The sequence below is a fragment of the Oceanobacillus saliphilus genome (assembly GCF_023522835.1).
Taxonomy (GTDB): Bacteria; Bacillota; Bacilli; order Bacillales; family Amphibacillaceae; genus Oceanobacillus; species Oceanobacillus saliphilus.
The window spans coordinates 142,399-156,934 of sequence record NZ_JALCZU010000002.1 but is presented as its reverse complement, the minus strand read 5'-3'; the positions used below and the strand labels follow the sequence as shown (position 1 = coordinate 156,934).

The window sequence follows — 14,536 nt, the reverse complement described above, 5'->3', positions numbered from 1 at the left end:
TTATACGGAAGGGGGAGCACAATTATATGAATTCAAAAAGCACTCCTCTTGAACAGGAGCTTTGGAATGATTGGATTACAAATAAGAGCAGTGAGGCTGCCAATGAATTGATCTCCAATTATATGTATCTTGTAAATTTTCATAGTGAGCGAATTTCAAGTCACCTTCCAAGCAGTGTCAGTAAGGACGATATTAAAAGCTTCGGCCTTTTGGGGCTTTATGATGCTCTCAAAAAATTCGATCCGGCTCGTGATCTAAAATTTGATACGTATGCTTCTTTTAGAATTAAAGGATCGATTATTGACGGCCTTAGAAAAGAAGACTGGCTGCCAAGATCCATCAGAGAAAAGACGAAGAAAGTGGAACAGGCTGCAGAACGTTTTGAGCAGAAAAATCAAAAAGAAGCAACTGCCAAGGATATAGCTGAAACGATAGGAATGACCGTAGAAGAAGTAGAAACTACCATGAAGGATTCTCTTTTCGGAAATATTCTTTCTATTGAAGAAAAACCAAAGGGAAGTCATAGCGATCTGAAAGAAGGGATTGGTTACTCGATTCCAGATGAATCAGCGATTCTGCCAGATAGGCATATCCTGCAGAATGAAATAAAAGGGGAACTTATAGAAGGTATAAAATCTTTAAATGAAAAAGAACAGCTCGTGATCAGCCTTTTCTATAATGAAGAATTGACTTTTACCGAAATAGGCCAAATTATTGGTTTAACTACTTCAAGAATTTCTCAAATTCACAAACGATCTATTTTCAAGTTAAGAAAAACATTGAATAAAATGCAAGTTTTATATTAGTATTTATCTAAAGTTATGTCATACGTCCAGCGGGGGAAAAGCCATGAATCAACTAGAAGATTACTTTCACATTGAACTATCCCATGATCAAATGTCAGCTCAATTGCATTATAAAGAAAGCTATGAAGAAAGAGACATGTCACTAGACGAGTCTACTTTCAGAAGTTTTCTGGATGCTCATCATATTGTCTATGGAATCGTACAGGAGAAAGTAGCTCAGCTGCTCTCCAATCTAATTGAATTGGAATTCCCACTAGTGATTGCAAATGGACTTCCGGTAATAGACGGAGAAGATGGTAAGATACAATATGAGCTTAATTTAAACACGAAATTGGAAAAAACATCAGATTGGGATTTCCGTAATGTAATGCGGATACCAAGTGTTGTTAAGGGACAGAAATTAGCTACTATTTTCGCACCAACAGAAGGTGTGGAAGGAATTAATGTAAAAGGCAACCCGGTACCGGCAAAACCAGGGAAGCCGGTCGCAGTAAAAGCAGGCAAAAATGTAGTGTTCCGTGAAGAAAACATGTCTTTCTATGCTGCAACAGACGGTCAAATCAGTATTGTAGGCAACTATATTCATATTCAGCCAGTCTATCAAGTTCCGGAAACGTTATCAATGAAAACTGGCAATCTGGATTTCACTGGAACGGTAATTATTCATGGGGACGTGCCCACAGGGTTTCACGTAAAAGCTGACGGAGATGTTAAAATTTTTGGAATGGTAGAAGCAGCGGAAGTAATTGCAGGAGGGTCTGTCTATGTATCCGAAGGGATGGCAGGACAGGGAACTGGATTTATAAAGGCAGGAGAAAACATTACAATCGGGTATATTAACCAAGGGAATGTGCATGCAGAAAATGATCTCTATGTAGAAAATTCAATTTTACATAGTGAATGTGTTGCTGATGGGCATATATTTTGTCAAAAGGGAAACATAATTGGAGGATCCTTGTCTGCTGGGAAAGCGGTTGAAGCAAAAGATATAGGCAATCGCCTTAGCACAAAAACAGAAATTATCTTTGGATTAAATAAGAAAATCTCCAACAAGGAAGATGAATTATTAGCTAAACAAAAAGAACTGAAAGAAACCCTACGTAAACTTGCATTAATCGGCAGTAAACTGGAAAAACAGGATATGGTCTCAAACCCCAAATTACGAATATCATTTCTCCGGCAGAAAAACTCCGTTAGAAAGACAGAAGGAAAATTAGAAATGATTGAAGGAATTCTAGAAAAAATGAATTCCAGTATCGGCAGTGAAAAAGAAGCATACCTAATAGTCAGAAATTTCATTCACCAAAATACGATTGTAGCTTTTGGTAAATATCAAAAGAAAATTACCTCTAGTCACCATTATGTTAAGATGAATCTAGTAAATAATGAAATTAAGATACATCCTTTATTTGATTAGTAAAAAGGAGATGATCTTTCTGACCTGGAAATCCATTGAAATGCAGGTAGCACTCCCAAGGGTACAGGATGCCGGAAAAGTTCAGGAAAATATCATGAAGCAGGGTCAGCATTTTCAGGAATCGTTGGGACAAATACAGATGAAACAAGAAGAACGAAAGCGAAAAAAGGTAAATGAATCTGAAGAAACAACGAAAATCAATGCAGATAAAGAAAATTCTGAATCAAAGGTTGAACGTAACTCGAAGCGAAGCGATAAAGAAATTGAAATCGATCATCCCTTTCTGGGGAAGCAAATCGATTTTAATGGTTAGAGGAGAAATTACATGGTATCTTTCTTATTAATAATCAGTTTTTTACTGCATTTGACGGCATTGACAGCAATATATAAACTACATCAGCAGCTTGATTCAGTTAAATCACAAGACTCAAAGGAAATAGAAGGTTTATTTGAAGCTTATTTGCAGGAAATCAAGAACGAAAATAGCCGCTTGCAGGCCCAACTGCAAACGGTAGAAGATAACAACTCTAAAAGATTAGTTTCTGAGGAACCTGCCAATAAGCAAGAAGGGAATTCCGCTGATTGGACCGAAGCATATCAAGATCTACCGATCAATGTGGGCGAAGCAAAAGATACAATCGAAGCTTCCCTAGAATCAAGAGTCCTTCAGTTGCATCGTGAAGGGTATCCAAACAGCGATATTGCACGTAGACTAAATTGCGGAAAAACAGAAGTGGAAATTATTCTAAAATTACATAACGCAACATTCGCATAGTGAAAGTGACAAATTATCGTATAAGCAACAAAAAATACGAAAAGCAACCTTACTTTTTTCAAAGCTTAACAAGTCGATTATTAATGGCCTTTTAAGTTTAACCCAGTTATACAGTTGTACCTATATTAATGGTGCAAAATGTTGTGTCACATAAAAAATAATGGAAATACTTGCTTACAGTATTTCAATGTGGTATAGTAACTTTTGGTGTAAATACTATGTTCACATCGATTTGGATGGAACAGGTCTATAAAAACACACGTCCAGTGATTTGTATATGTGGTGCTGTTCTTATTGGATAGTCTATATGCAGAAATGACCCGGACGGAGGAAAAAAACCATTAGGAGGAATTATTCATGGGAGCAATATCAATGAAACAATTGTTGGAAGCTGGTGTACATTTCGGACATCAGACACGCCGTTGGAACCCAAAAATGAAGAAATATATCTTCACTGAGCGTAACGGCATCTACATTATCGACCTGCAAAAAACGGTTAAGAAGGTTGATGAAGCATACAACTATGTAAAAGAAATCGCAGCAAACGGCGGTACAATTCTTTTCGTAGGAACAAAAAAACAAGCACAGGATTCAGTAAGGGATGAAGCAATTCGCTCTGGTATGTACTATGTTAACCAACGTTGGTTGGGTGGCACACTTACCAATTTCCAAACAATCCGCAAACGTATCAGCCGTTTGAAATCCATCGAAAAAATGGAACAGGATGGTACTTTTGAAGTACTACCTAAAAAAGAAGTTGTTAACTTAAACAAAGAAAAAGATCGTTTAGTTAAATTCCTTGGTGGAATTAAAGAAATGACTAAACTACCTGATGCTTTATTCGTAGTTGATCCTCGTAAAGAGCGTATTGCAATTGCTGAAGCACACAAATTAAACATTCCTATCATTGGAATTGTAGATACGAACTGTGATCCAGATGAAATTGACTATGTTATCCCAGCGAACGACGATGCAATTCGTGCCGTTAAACTTTTGACTTCAAAAATGGCAGATGCTATTTTAGAAGTGAAACAGGAAGAAGAAACGGAAGAAGTAGAAGTACAAGCAGAAGAATCATCTGAAGAAGCTGCTGAATCAACTCAAGAGTAATCTTAAAAAGGTGAGGGTGATAAGAGGATATGAACCTTTTATCACCTTTTTTAGCAGATAAGAAAGTTTAAAAATTTCAATCTGCATAAGTGCAACTAAGGCTGTCACCGAAAGTCTTGGTTAAACCATCGTTTTCTAAAAACAAAAATGACTTTTGCTTAACTATTCAAAGGAGGATCTCTAAATGGCTATTACTGCTCAAATGGTTAAAGAACTACGTGAAAAAACTGGCGCTGGTATGATGGATTGTAAAAAAGCACTTCAAGAAACAGATGGCAACATGGATGCTGCTATCGATTACCTTCGTGAAAAAGGTATTGCAAAGGCTGCTAAAAAAGCAGACCGTATTGCTGCAGAAGGATTAACACATATTGAAGTTGATGGCAATAAAGCTGCAATTATTGAAGTGAACTGTGAAACAGATTTCGTTACGAAAAACGAACAGTTTAAAAATCTTCTATCTGACTTAGGTAAACATATTGTAAGTCAACAACCAACAACCGTTGAAGAGGCATTACAGCAAAAACTAAACGGTGAGGGAGAAACTGTTGATACAGTTATCAACTCTGCAGTGTCAACAATTGGAGAAAAAATCTCACTTCGTCGTTTTGCGACAATGGAAAAAACAGATAACGATTCATTTGGTGCCTACCTGCATATGGGTGGACGTATCGGTGTGTTATCTTTACTTGAAGGAACTACGGACGAGCAAGTTGGAAAAGATGTTTCCATGCACGTTGCAGCAGTGAACCCTCGTTATGTATCTCGTGATGCAGTATCAGAAGAAGAAGTAAATCATGAGCGTGAAGTTTTGAAATCACAAGCATTAAATGAAGGTAAACCTGAAAAAATCGTTGAGAAAATGGTTGAAGGTCGTCTTGGTAAATTCTTTGAAGAAATCGTTCTTTTGGAACAAAGCTTTGTAAAAGATCCAGATCAAAAAGTGAAAAAATACGTGGCTGATAAAGGTGCTTCGGTTAAAGCATTTGTTCGTTACGAAGTCGGCGAAGGAATGGAAAAACGCCAAGAAAACTTCGCTGAAGAAGTTATGAGTCAAATTAAAAAATAAGGTATTCCATCCTGTAAATAGGGAACATTCATTTGTTCCCTATTTTACAACCATTCTGAATAAATCTCTGTATCTACAAGACAACGTTTAAAAATATAAAATTTCTATGGAGGTTATTATGACAACAGCACGGTACCGTAGAATTGTGTTAAAATTAAGTGGAGAAGCTCTAAGTGGTGAACAAGGTTATGGCATAGACCCGAAAGTCATCAAATCAATCGCCGAACAAGTGAAAGAAGTAGCGGAATTAGGTGTAGAAGTAGCTATTGTTGTCGGTGGAGGAAATATATGGCGTGGTAAAGTTGGAAGTGAAATGGGAATGGATCGTGCTTCTGCTGACTATATGGGTATGCTGGCTACAATCATGAATTCACTTGCACTGCAGGACGGTTTGGAGACGATCGGAATTCAAACGAGAGTACAGACATCTATCGAAATGCGCCAGGTCGCTGAGCCATACATAAGGAGAAAAGCAATTCGTCATTTAGAGAAAAAGCGTGTTGTCATTTTCGCAGCCGGTACAGGGAATCCTTATTTTTCAACAGACACAACAGCAGCACTCCGAGCAGCAGAAATTGAAGCGGAAGTTATATTGATGGCTAAAAATAATGTTGATGGTGTGTATACGGATGATCCGAAGCTTAATAAAGACGCAAAGAAATACAGCAGTCTGACTTATATGGAAATGCTTAATGAAGGTTTGGGAGTAATGGATTCTACAGCTTCTTCATTATGCATGGATAATAATATCCCATTAATTGTATTTTCTATTACTGAAGAAGGCAATATTAAACGAGTTGTCGAAGGTGAAACGATCGGCACAACAATAAGGGGGAAATAATGATGTCTGAAGCAATTATGAATCAAATGCAGGAAAAAATGGAACAGGCAGTACAAGCTTTTTCTAAGAACTTAGCATCAGTAAGAGCAGGCAGAGCAAATCCAAGCCTATTGGATAGTATATATGTCGATTATTATGGTGCATCTACTCCATTGAATCAGCTGGCCACTATTGGCGCTCCGGAAGCGAGACTACTCACTATTACACCTTATGATAAAACAGCGCTTTCTGATATTGAAAGAGCTATTCAGATTGCAAATCTAGGATTAACACCGTCAAATGATGGAAATATGATTCGAATCAATATACCAGCTCTAACAGAGGAAAGACGTAAGGATTTAGTTAAAGTGGTAGGTAAATATGCAGAAGAATCCAGAGTTCAAATACGTAATATCCGTCGAGATACAAATGATAGCTTGAAGAAGATGGAAAAAAGTGGAGATATGACGGAAGACGATTTACGTGGATTTCAGGATGATGTCCAAAACGCAACGAATGAAAATATTTCAAAGATTGATGACCTTGCTAAGAATAAAGAAAAAGAAATAATGGAAGTCTAAGAATAAAATTATACAATTCTTTATACATTAAATGTCTCAGCGGTTCATATATTGCAGAGTAAGATGCAAAAGCCCTCTTATTTAAAGGGGGCTTTTGTAATCTATAGCAATAATCGTTATAATAAGAAAGTATTATCATGATATAATGTAGATTCATCCTGTTGGGGATAAGGCTTTCAATCCTTGACCATAAAAGAACTACGTTAAAGAGGTTGATCAAAAAGACCGGTAAAAATAGCGCATTGATTTTCGAACGAAGGCTTGCTTTTCCGCTGCGGGGAGCTATGTCGCTTCGAACTTAACTTTCGACGCACAGGACGTGCTAGTATCCACGTAGCAACAAAGCTTTTCGGTTGTGCGAGTAATCACATCCGGGATGTTGTGTTCTTAGCCGACCGGTCTTTTTTATCCTCCTTTTGAACACGCACGTAAAGGATTGCAAGTCAACAACATTTCGGGGGACAGACTATGTCGATGAAAATTCCTTTTTTTAATTATAAACAAACAAAAGAGCTTGAGGTGCAAAGGGTGGAAAACACTCCGGACCATATTGCGATTATAATGGATGGAAACGGACGTTGGGCGCAGAAACGTGGGTTACCACGAATAGCAGGACATAAAGAAGGTGTCTCAGCAGTCAATAAAGTCGTTAAAGCCGCAGTGAATTCAAACGTTAAGATTCTTACTCTATACACGTTTTCAACGGAAAACTGGAAAAGGCCGAAGTCGGAGATTGATTTTATTTTACGATTGCCTAAAGAGTTTCTACATATTTACTTGCCGGATTTGATTTCCAATAATGTCAGAATCGAGACGATTGGTGATTTTGATTCTCTTCCGAGTTATACAAGAGAAGCTGTTCAGTATGCAATTGATAAAACAAAAGATAATGATGGTCTTTTACTGAACTTTGCACTGAATTATGGAAGCAGACTGGAAATTGTCCACGCTGTAAAGCAAATAATCAGCGACATCGATAATTCCAAACTGTCGATTGACGCGTTAGATGACAGCCAGTTTTCTAACTATTTATTTACGAATGGTTTATCTGACCCCGATCTGCTTATCCGAACCGGTGGTGAACAAAGATTAAGCAATTTCCTGTTATGGCAGCTTGCATATACCGAGTTCTGGTTTACAGATGTATTGTGGCCTGATTTTACTGAAGAGAACTTTTTGAGCGCCCTTGAGGAATATCAACAGAGGAAAAGACGGTATGGAGGTATTTAAGGTGATGATAGGCTTATGAAACAGCGAACGATAACAGCATTACTTGCATTAATAGTATTTCTGCCCTTCGTCATTATAGGAGGACTTCCATTTACAATACTGATTTATGCCATAGCTACTATAGGGCTGTTGGAATTAATCAAAATGAGGGGTATTGGGAAGTACATCTTACCTAATATATTGGTGATTATTTTATTATGGTTGTTTTTAATACCAAGCACATCTTCCATTTTGAATCACAGCTGGTTTACGAAATTTGAGATGATTGCCCTTATCATTCTTTTGCTGTTAACATATACAGTACTGGTCAAAAATAAATTTACTTTTGACCATGTTGGTTTTATTCTTTTGGCGGCTTTTTATGTAGGGCTTGGATTTTTTTATCTGCTGGAAACAAGAGCAGGAAGCAATGCACTCAGTAATATTCTTTATGCATTTTTCATCATTTGGGCTACTGATACCGGTGCATACTTTTTCGGGCGAGCATTTGGCAAGAAAAAATTATGGCCTACTATCAGTCCAAATAAAACGGTTGAAGGCGCCCTCGGTGGAATAATGCTCGCGATTGCTGTCGGAATTGTTTTTCACTTGGTGAGTCCATTCCCTCATTCCTTATTGGCTGTTATTGTAGTAACTATTCTAGCATCCATATTTGGTCAGATAGGTGACCTGGTTGAATCCGCATTTAAACGGAATTATGGTGTAAAGGATTCGGGTAAATTACTTCCGGGACATGGAGGAATTTTGGACAGGTTTGACAGTTTACTGTTTGTTCTGCCATTGCTTCACCTCATCAATTTCATCTAACTATGTTGTGGTCGCTACCCACTTACAACAAAAATACTTGAACATATTATTATAAACAGGTTAAACTTATTTAAAGTTTGAATATAATTTTATCGGGGTACACGCTTACGTTTAATTCACTAGACAATACCTGCTTCAATAAAAGGAAGGTGTTTTTATTGACCACTGTAATCGCATTTATTTTTATGTTTGGGTTGCTCGTCTTTATTCATGAGTGGGGCCATATGATATTTGCAAAACGCGCAGGTATGCTTGTTCGTGAATTTGCAATTGGTTTTGGTCCAAAGGTATTCTCATTTACGAGAAACGAGACATTGTATACCATCCGCCTAATACCGGCAGGTGGATATGTGAGGGTTGCTGGAGAGGACCCGGAAATTATTGAATTAAAACCAGGACATCATATTGGGCTTGAATTTAATGATGCTGGCAAGGTCTCTAAAATAATCGTAAATAACAAATCTAAACATCCAAATGCCAGAGTCATTGAAGTTGAACATGCTGATCTTGATCATGAGCTTCTAATTGAAGGCTATGAAATTGACGAAGAAGACAATAAGTTGCGGTTTGATATTGATCGTAAGGCGTTTTTCGTTATGGACGAACGGGAAACGCAAATTGCACCATATGACCGCCAATTTGCTTCCAAAACAGTAGGACAACGGGCAATGCAATTATTTGCCGGTCCAATGATGAACTTCTTCTTGGCTATTGTCATCTTTATTATTTTAGGGTTGGTACAAGGTGTTCCCGTTGAAGAGGCAAAAATGGGTGAAATCCAACCTGACACACCGGCAGAAGAAGCAGGATTCCAGCCGGATGACGTCGTTATTCAAATCGGGGACAATTCCATTTCAACATGGGAAGAATTTACTTCAATCATAAGAGCGAATCCCGGTCAGGAATTGAATATGGTTGTTTTGCGAAATGGTGAAGAACAGCCAATCTCCGTTGTCCCAGGTGCTGCTGAATTGGTAGACCCACAAGGTGAGCCAATTACAATAGGTCAAATTGGCGTATATCAAGGATTTGAAAAATCAGTCATAGGAACTTTTACATATGGTTTTGAACGAACATATGAAACGACCAAACTGATTTTAACAAATCTGTTGATGCTCGTTACCGGTCAAGTCTCTATCGAAATGCTTTCGGGTCCTGTTGGTATTTATGACGCGACAGACCAGGTGGTTCAGACCGGATTTATGAATTTAATGTTATGGACCGCGATGCTAAGTATAAACTTGGGGATTATTAACCTGGTACCACTGCCGGCACTTGATGGAGGAAGATTAGTGTTCGTAGGAATTGAAGCATTGCGTGGGAAACCAATTGCTCCGGAAAAAGAGGGTATATTTCATTTCGTGGGATTTGCATTTCTGATGCTATTAATGATTGTTGTCACATGGAATGACATTCAGCGTTTATTCCTTTAAGCTTTATAGTTAGAAAGCAATGCCCTTGTCTTATAACTGACAAGGGCTTGCATTATTATTGCATTTTTTTAGACGCAGGAGGTGTAAAAATGGACATATCCAAAAAAGAAAAGATGGATTTGTTATTGAAACAGCTAGAAATTCCGAATGAACAGATAACGAATTATTTCAATGGTAGTTACTTAGAAAAACTGGAAATCTTTAAAAATACAAAAGTTTGGCATTTTCATATACATGTGAAATCTATACTTCCTATTGATATTTACCAACAGTTTATCTCAAAACTTCAGCAAGCTTTTCAGCAGATTGCCAATGTGGAACTGACAATTAAAGCTGAGGACAAAACGTGTAATGATGAAACGATTCGTGGTTACTGGAAGCATTTTATTACATCACTCAATCAATTATCTCCTGCCTACAGAGACTTAGTCCATAACCAGATTCCTGAAGTGAACAATAACAAGATTATGTTAACAGCGAGAAATGAGGCTGAGGCAAGTGCTTTGAAAAAAAGGCTTGAGGCAGATTTCAGACATTATTGCGACAAAATCGGTGTACTTGCTTATGGTTTGGATATCCATGTCAAAACGGATGCAGCCGACATTCAAAAATTTAGAGATCAAAAAGCACTGGAAGATCAGCAACTTGTTTTAAAAACAGTACAGGAAAAAGAAAAGCGGGATAAAGAAAAATCAAGTCATGAAAATAGACCGCTATCGATTGGATATAAAATACCGGAAGAAGCAATCACGATGGATCAAATTCTTGAGGAAGAGCGAAGAGTTACTGTCCAGGGTTACATATTTGCTTCAGAGGTTAGAGAACTGCGCTCAGGCAGAAGTCTTTTGATTATAAAAGCTACTGATTATACAGATTCCCTGCAGATTAAAATGTTTTCTAAAGGTGATGAAGATGCAGCTAAATTTGCGGGTGTGAAAAAAGGAATGTGGATCAAAGCCAGGGGAAGTATACAAACAGATATGTATACCAATGAGCTGGCAATGATGGCAAATGATATTCATGAAATAAAGGTAGCCAGCCGTATGGATGAAGCCCCTGAAGATGAAAAACGGGTTGAGCTTCATGCCCATACGACGATGAGCCAGATGGATGCTGTCGTTTCCCCAGAAGTTCTGGTGACACAGGCTGCAAAATGGGGACATAAAGCTGTTGCAATTACAGACCATGCCGGTGTGCAAGGTTTCCCAGACGCTCATGCTGCAGGTCAGAAGCATAATATCAAAGTGTTGTACGGTGTGGAAGTAAACTTAGTTGATGATGGTGTACCAATCGCCTTTAACGAGGCCGATCGGAAACTGGAAAATGAAACATATATCGTCTTTGATGTGGAGACAACCGGACTTTCTGCAGTATACGATACGATTATTGAACTGGCAGCTGTCAAGATTCATCAAGGTGAAATTATTGACCGTTTTGAAGCATTCGCAAACCCTCATCATCCATTATCACAAACTACAATTGATCTAACCGGCATTACGGATGATATGGTAAAGGATGCGCCAGAAATTGAAGAGGTATTAAGGGATTTCCGCGAATGGATGGGAGACGATATTCTAGTAGCTCATAATGCAAGCTTCGACATGGGATTTCTAAATCAGGGATTTAAGCGTTTCGGTTATGAAAAGGCGAAAAATCCCGTTATAGATACATTGGAACTTGCCAGATTCCTGATTCCGGAGTTGAGAAACCATCGACTTAATACGCTATGTAAACATTTGGATATTGAATTGACACAACATCATCGAGCTATTTATGACGCTGAAGCTACTGGTTATTTACTATGGAAGCTTGTCCAAAAGCTTTTAAATAGAGAAATTAAGAACCATAATGAATTAAACAATCATATGGGAGAAGGTAATGCTTTTCAGCGTTCCCGTCCATATCATTGCACTCTGATTACGCAAACACAGGAAGGATTAAAAAATCTGTACAAGCTCGTCTCAAGTGCTCATATTGATTATTTCTACCGTGTACCGCGAATTCCAAGATCACTTCTGAAAAAACTCCGTCAAGGGATACTTGTTGGAACTGCTTGCGATAAAGGAGAAGTATTTGAGACAATGATGCAAAAATCAGCGGAAGAGGCTGAACAGGCAGCGGAATTCTATGATTATATAGAAGTACAGCCCCCTGCGAATTATGTACATTTAATCGAGAAGGATTTAGTGCAAAATGAATCGCAAATCTTGGATATTATAAAAAAATTAGTAGAACTTGGTAAGCGAATGAATAAGCCGGTCGTTGCAACAGGCAATGTACATTATATTGATGATCGTGATAAACAGTATCGTCAAATTTTGATTGGAGCACAAGCCGGAAACCCATTAAACAGGCAGACACTTCCTGACACGCCATTCCGTACTACAAATGAAATGCTAGAATGCTTTAAATTTCTCGGTAAAGATGTGGCATATGAAATTGTTGTAAAAAACACAAATGCTATTGCGGATGCCGTGGAAGAAGTATCTCCTGTTAAAGATGGTCTATTTACTCCAACTATTGAGGGTGCAGAACAGGAGATGCGTGATTTATGTTACAACCGCGCGAAAAAAATATATGGTGAACCAATCCCAAAGATTGTCGAGGATAGACTTGAGAAAGAACTGGACAGTATCATCGGAAATGGATTTTCAGTCATTTACCTTATCTCTCATAAACTTGTTAAAAAATCTCTGGATGACGGGTACCTGGTTGGTTCTAGGGGGTCAGTCGGATCGTCCTTTGTAGCAACAATGACTGAAATTACGGAAGTAAACCCGTTGGTTCCACATTATGTTTGTGAAAAATGCCATTATAATGAATTTATAACAGACGGTTCCGTTGCCAGTGGGTTTGACTTGCCAGATAAAAATTGCCCTGAATGTCATGCGGAATTGACAAAAGATGGACAGGATATTCCATTTGAAACGTTCCTTGGATTTAAAGGGGATAAAGTTCCTGATATTGATTTGAACTTTTCCGGTGCATATCAGCCAAGAGCGCATAACTATACAAAGGAACTGTTTGGAGTCGATTATGTATATCGTGCAGGAACAATTGGAACCATCGCAGAGAAGACCGCCTATGGGTATGTCAAAGGCTATGCATCGGATAAACAGCTTGTGTATAAAAATGCTGAAGTTGATCGTCTAGTTCAAGGGTGTACAGGTGTCAAGCGAACAACCGGTCAGCATCCTGGTGGGATCATTGTTGTTCCGGAAAATATGGAAATTTATGATTTCACACCAATACAATTTCCAGCAGATGACCGGAATAGTGAATGGCGGACAACTCATTTTGACTTCCATTCCATTCATGATAACTTGCTGAAACTTGATATTCTTGGACATGATGACCCAACTGTAATCCGCATGCTGCAGGATTTAAGTGGTATAGACCCAAAAGATATTCCGACCGATGATCAGGAAGTTATGAAAATATTCTCTGGTACAGAGTCATTAGGCGTAACTCCCCAACAAATCAATTGTAAAACAGGGACCTTAGGTGTTCCAGAGTTTGGAACCAAATTTGTTAGGCAAATGCTTGAGGATACAAAGCCAAGCACTTTTGCTGAACTATTAATCATTTCGGGTTTATCCCATGGTACCGATGTATGGTTGGGAAATGCACAGGAATTAATTAATGATGGGATATGTGAATTACCGGATGTTATTGGTTGCCGGGATGATATTATGGTTTATTTAATGCATAAAGGACTGGAACCATCACTTGCATTTAAAATTATGGAATTTGTTCGTAAAGGAAAAGGACTTCAAGAAGAATGGATTATCGAAATGCGGAAACACAATGTACCGGATTGGTATATTGAATCCTGCAAAAAAATCAAATATATGTTTCCAAAAGCTCATGCTGCAGCCTACGTATTAATGGCAGTGCGGATTGCTTACTTTAAAGTCCATTATCCAATACTTTTCTATGCGGCATACTTTACGGTTAGAGCGGATGATTTTGATTTGGACACAATGGTCAAAGGTTCAAGTTCAATTCGAAGCCGAATTGAAAGCATTTCAGTAAAAGGCAATGAGGCATCACCTAAAGAAAAAAGCTTGCTAACAGTTCTTGAACTTTCTCTTGAAATGTGTGAACGTGGATTTCATTTCAAAAAAGTGGACTTGTATAAATCAAGTGCAACGGAATTCATCGTGGATGGCAATAGTTTGCTCCCTCCTTTCAATGCAGTCGATGGATTGGGAACAAATGCAGCACTTAACATTGTAAAAGCTCGTGAGGAAGGTGAATTCTTGTCTAAAGAAGACCTTCGCGAAAGAAGTAAAATATCAAAAACTGTTCTCGAATTTTTGGATAATCACGGATGTCTGGATGGAATGGCTGAGAAAAATCAATTATCATTATTCTAATTTAGCTCAGCATGAACGGATATGTTGACCCCCACTTCACAATTTGAAAGGAAAAGAATAGGAACTGGGGAGTCAACTTCCCGAAAAAGGCTAATTCTGTTTAAGTGGT

Annotated in this window: 12 protein-coding genes; all 12 read left to right on the top strand. The window is 38.2% G+C overall.

Translation table 11 applies throughout. From position 1 onward, the window contains the following. Window positions 1–26: 26 nt before the first annotated feature. The 12 genes from MN204_RS03820 to MN204_RS03765 all read left to right on the top strand — a co-directional run bounded on the left by MN204_RS03820 (window position 27) and on the right by MN204_RS03765 (window position 14,427). Complete coding sequence (locus MN204_RS03820) at window positions 27–806, top strand: FliA/WhiG family RNA polymerase sigma factor (RefSeq protein ID WP_249869763.1); 780 nt, start codon at window positions 27–29, stop codon at window positions 804–806. A gap of 43 nt (window positions 807–849) precedes the next feature. Next, window positions 850–2,223, top strand: a complete 1,374-nt coding sequence (locus MN204_RS03815; RefSeq protein WP_249869762.1) for a flagellar assembly protein A — start codon at window positions 850–852, stop codon at window positions 2,221–2,223. Between the two features lie 40 nt (window positions 2,224–2,263). Then, the gene (locus tag MN204_RS03810) at window positions 2,264–2,536 is read left to right on the top strand and encodes a hypothetical protein (protein WP_249869761.1); all 273 of its coding nucleotides are present in this window, start codon (window positions 2,264–2,266) and stop codon (window positions 2,534–2,536) included. A gap of 12 nt (window positions 2,537–2,548) precedes the next feature. After that, window positions 2,549–2,998, top strand: coding sequence for a helix-turn-helix domain-containing protein (locus MN204_RS03805; protein ID WP_249869760.1), 450 nt, complete (start codon window positions 2,549–2,551; stop codon window positions 2,996–2,998). A 357-nt stretch (window positions 2,999–3,355) separates the two neighbouring features. Next, window positions 3,356–4,108, top strand: a complete 753-nt coding sequence (gene rpsB, locus MN204_RS03800; protein WP_249869759.1) for a 30S ribosomal protein S2 — start codon at window positions 3,356–3,358, stop codon at window positions 4,106–4,108. Between the two features lie 184 nt (window positions 4,109–4,292). After that, window positions 4,293–5,177, top strand: coding sequence for a translation elongation factor Ts (gene tsf / locus MN204_RS03795; protein WP_249869758.1), 885 nt, complete (start codon window positions 4,293–4,295; stop codon window positions 5,175–5,177). 118 nt (window positions 5,178–5,295) lie between these two features. After that, window positions 5,296–6,018, top strand: a complete 723-nt coding sequence (pyrH, locus tag MN204_RS03790; RefSeq protein WP_249869757.1) for a UMP kinase — start codon at window positions 5,296–5,298, stop codon at window positions 6,016–6,018. A gap of 2 nt (window positions 6,019–6,020) precedes the next feature. Then, window positions 6,021–6,578, top strand: coding sequence for a ribosome recycling factor (frr, locus tag MN204_RS03785; RefSeq protein WP_249869756.1), 558 nt, complete (start codon window positions 6,021–6,023; stop codon window positions 6,576–6,578). 468 nt (window positions 6,579–7,046) lie between these two features. After that, on the top strand, window positions 7,047–7,808 hold the full coding sequence (uppS, locus tag MN204_RS03780) for an undecaprenyl pyrophosphate synthase (RefSeq protein WP_249869755.1): 762 nt from the start codon (window positions 7,047–7,049) through the stop codon (window positions 7,806–7,808). A 15-nt stretch (window positions 7,809–7,823) separates the two neighbouring features. Continuing rightward, window positions 7,824–8,615 carry a phosphatidate cytidylyltransferase gene (locus tag MN204_RS03775; protein ID WP_249869754.1) on the top strand — a complete coding sequence of 264 codons (792 nt, stop codon included), beginning with the start codon at window positions 7,824–7,826 and terminating at the stop codon, window positions 8,613–8,615. 158 nt (window positions 8,616–8,773) lie between these two features. Further along, on the top strand, window positions 8,774–10,048 hold the full coding sequence (gene rseP / locus MN204_RS03770) for an RIP metalloprotease RseP (protein ID WP_249869753.1): 1,275 nt from the start codon (window positions 8,774–8,776) through the stop codon (window positions 10,046–10,048). An 89-nt stretch (window positions 10,049–10,137) separates the two neighbouring features. Beyond that, a complete protein-coding gene (locus MN204_RS03765) occupies window positions 10,138–14,427 on the top strand; it encodes a PolC-type DNA polymerase III (protein WP_249869752.1) in 4,290 nt (1,429 codons plus the stop codon). The last annotated feature ends 109 nt before the right edge of the window (window positions 14,428–14,536 follow it).

Bases quoted from the DNA above. Each gene is read 5' to 3' on its own strand.
- MN204_RS03820 (WP_249869763.1), top strand. From the start codon at position 27: ATGAATTCAAAAAGCACTCCTCTTGAACAGGAGCTTTGGAATGATTGG.
- rpsB (WP_249869759.1), top strand. From the start codon at position 3,356: ATGGGAGCAATATCAATGAAACAATTGTTGGAAGCTGGTGTACATTTC.
- uppS (WP_249869755.1), top strand. From the start codon at position 7,047: ATGTCGATGAAAATTCCTTTTTTTAATTATAAACAAACAAAAGAGCTT.
- MN204_RS03805 (WP_249869760.1), top strand. From the start codon at position 2,549: ATGGTATCTTTCTTATTAATAATCAGTTTTTTACTGCATTTGACGGCA.
- MN204_RS03765 (WP_249869752.1), top strand. From the start codon at position 10,138: ATGGACATATCCAAAAAAGAAAAGATGGATTTGTTATTGAAACAGCTA.
- frr (WP_249869756.1), top strand. From the start codon at position 6,021: ATGTCTGAAGCAATTATGAATCAAATGCAGGAAAAAATGGAACAGGCA.
- MN204_RS03810 (WP_249869761.1), top strand. From the start codon at position 2,264: ATGCAGGTAGCACTCCCAAGGGTACAGGATGCCGGAAAAGTTCAGGAA.
- MN204_RS03815 (WP_249869762.1), top strand. From the start codon at position 850: ATGAATCAACTAGAAGATTACTTTCACATTGAACTATCCCATGATCAA.
- pyrH (WP_249869757.1), top strand. From the start codon at position 5,296: ATGACAACAGCACGGTACCGTAGAATTGTGTTAAAATTAAGTGGAGAA.
- tsf (WP_249869758.1), top strand. From the start codon at position 4,293: ATGGCTATTACTGCTCAAATGGTTAAAGAACTACGTGAAAAAACTGGC.
- MN204_RS03775 (WP_249869754.1), top strand. From the start codon at position 7,824: ATGAAACAGCGAACGATAACAGCATTACTTGCATTAATAGTATTTCTG.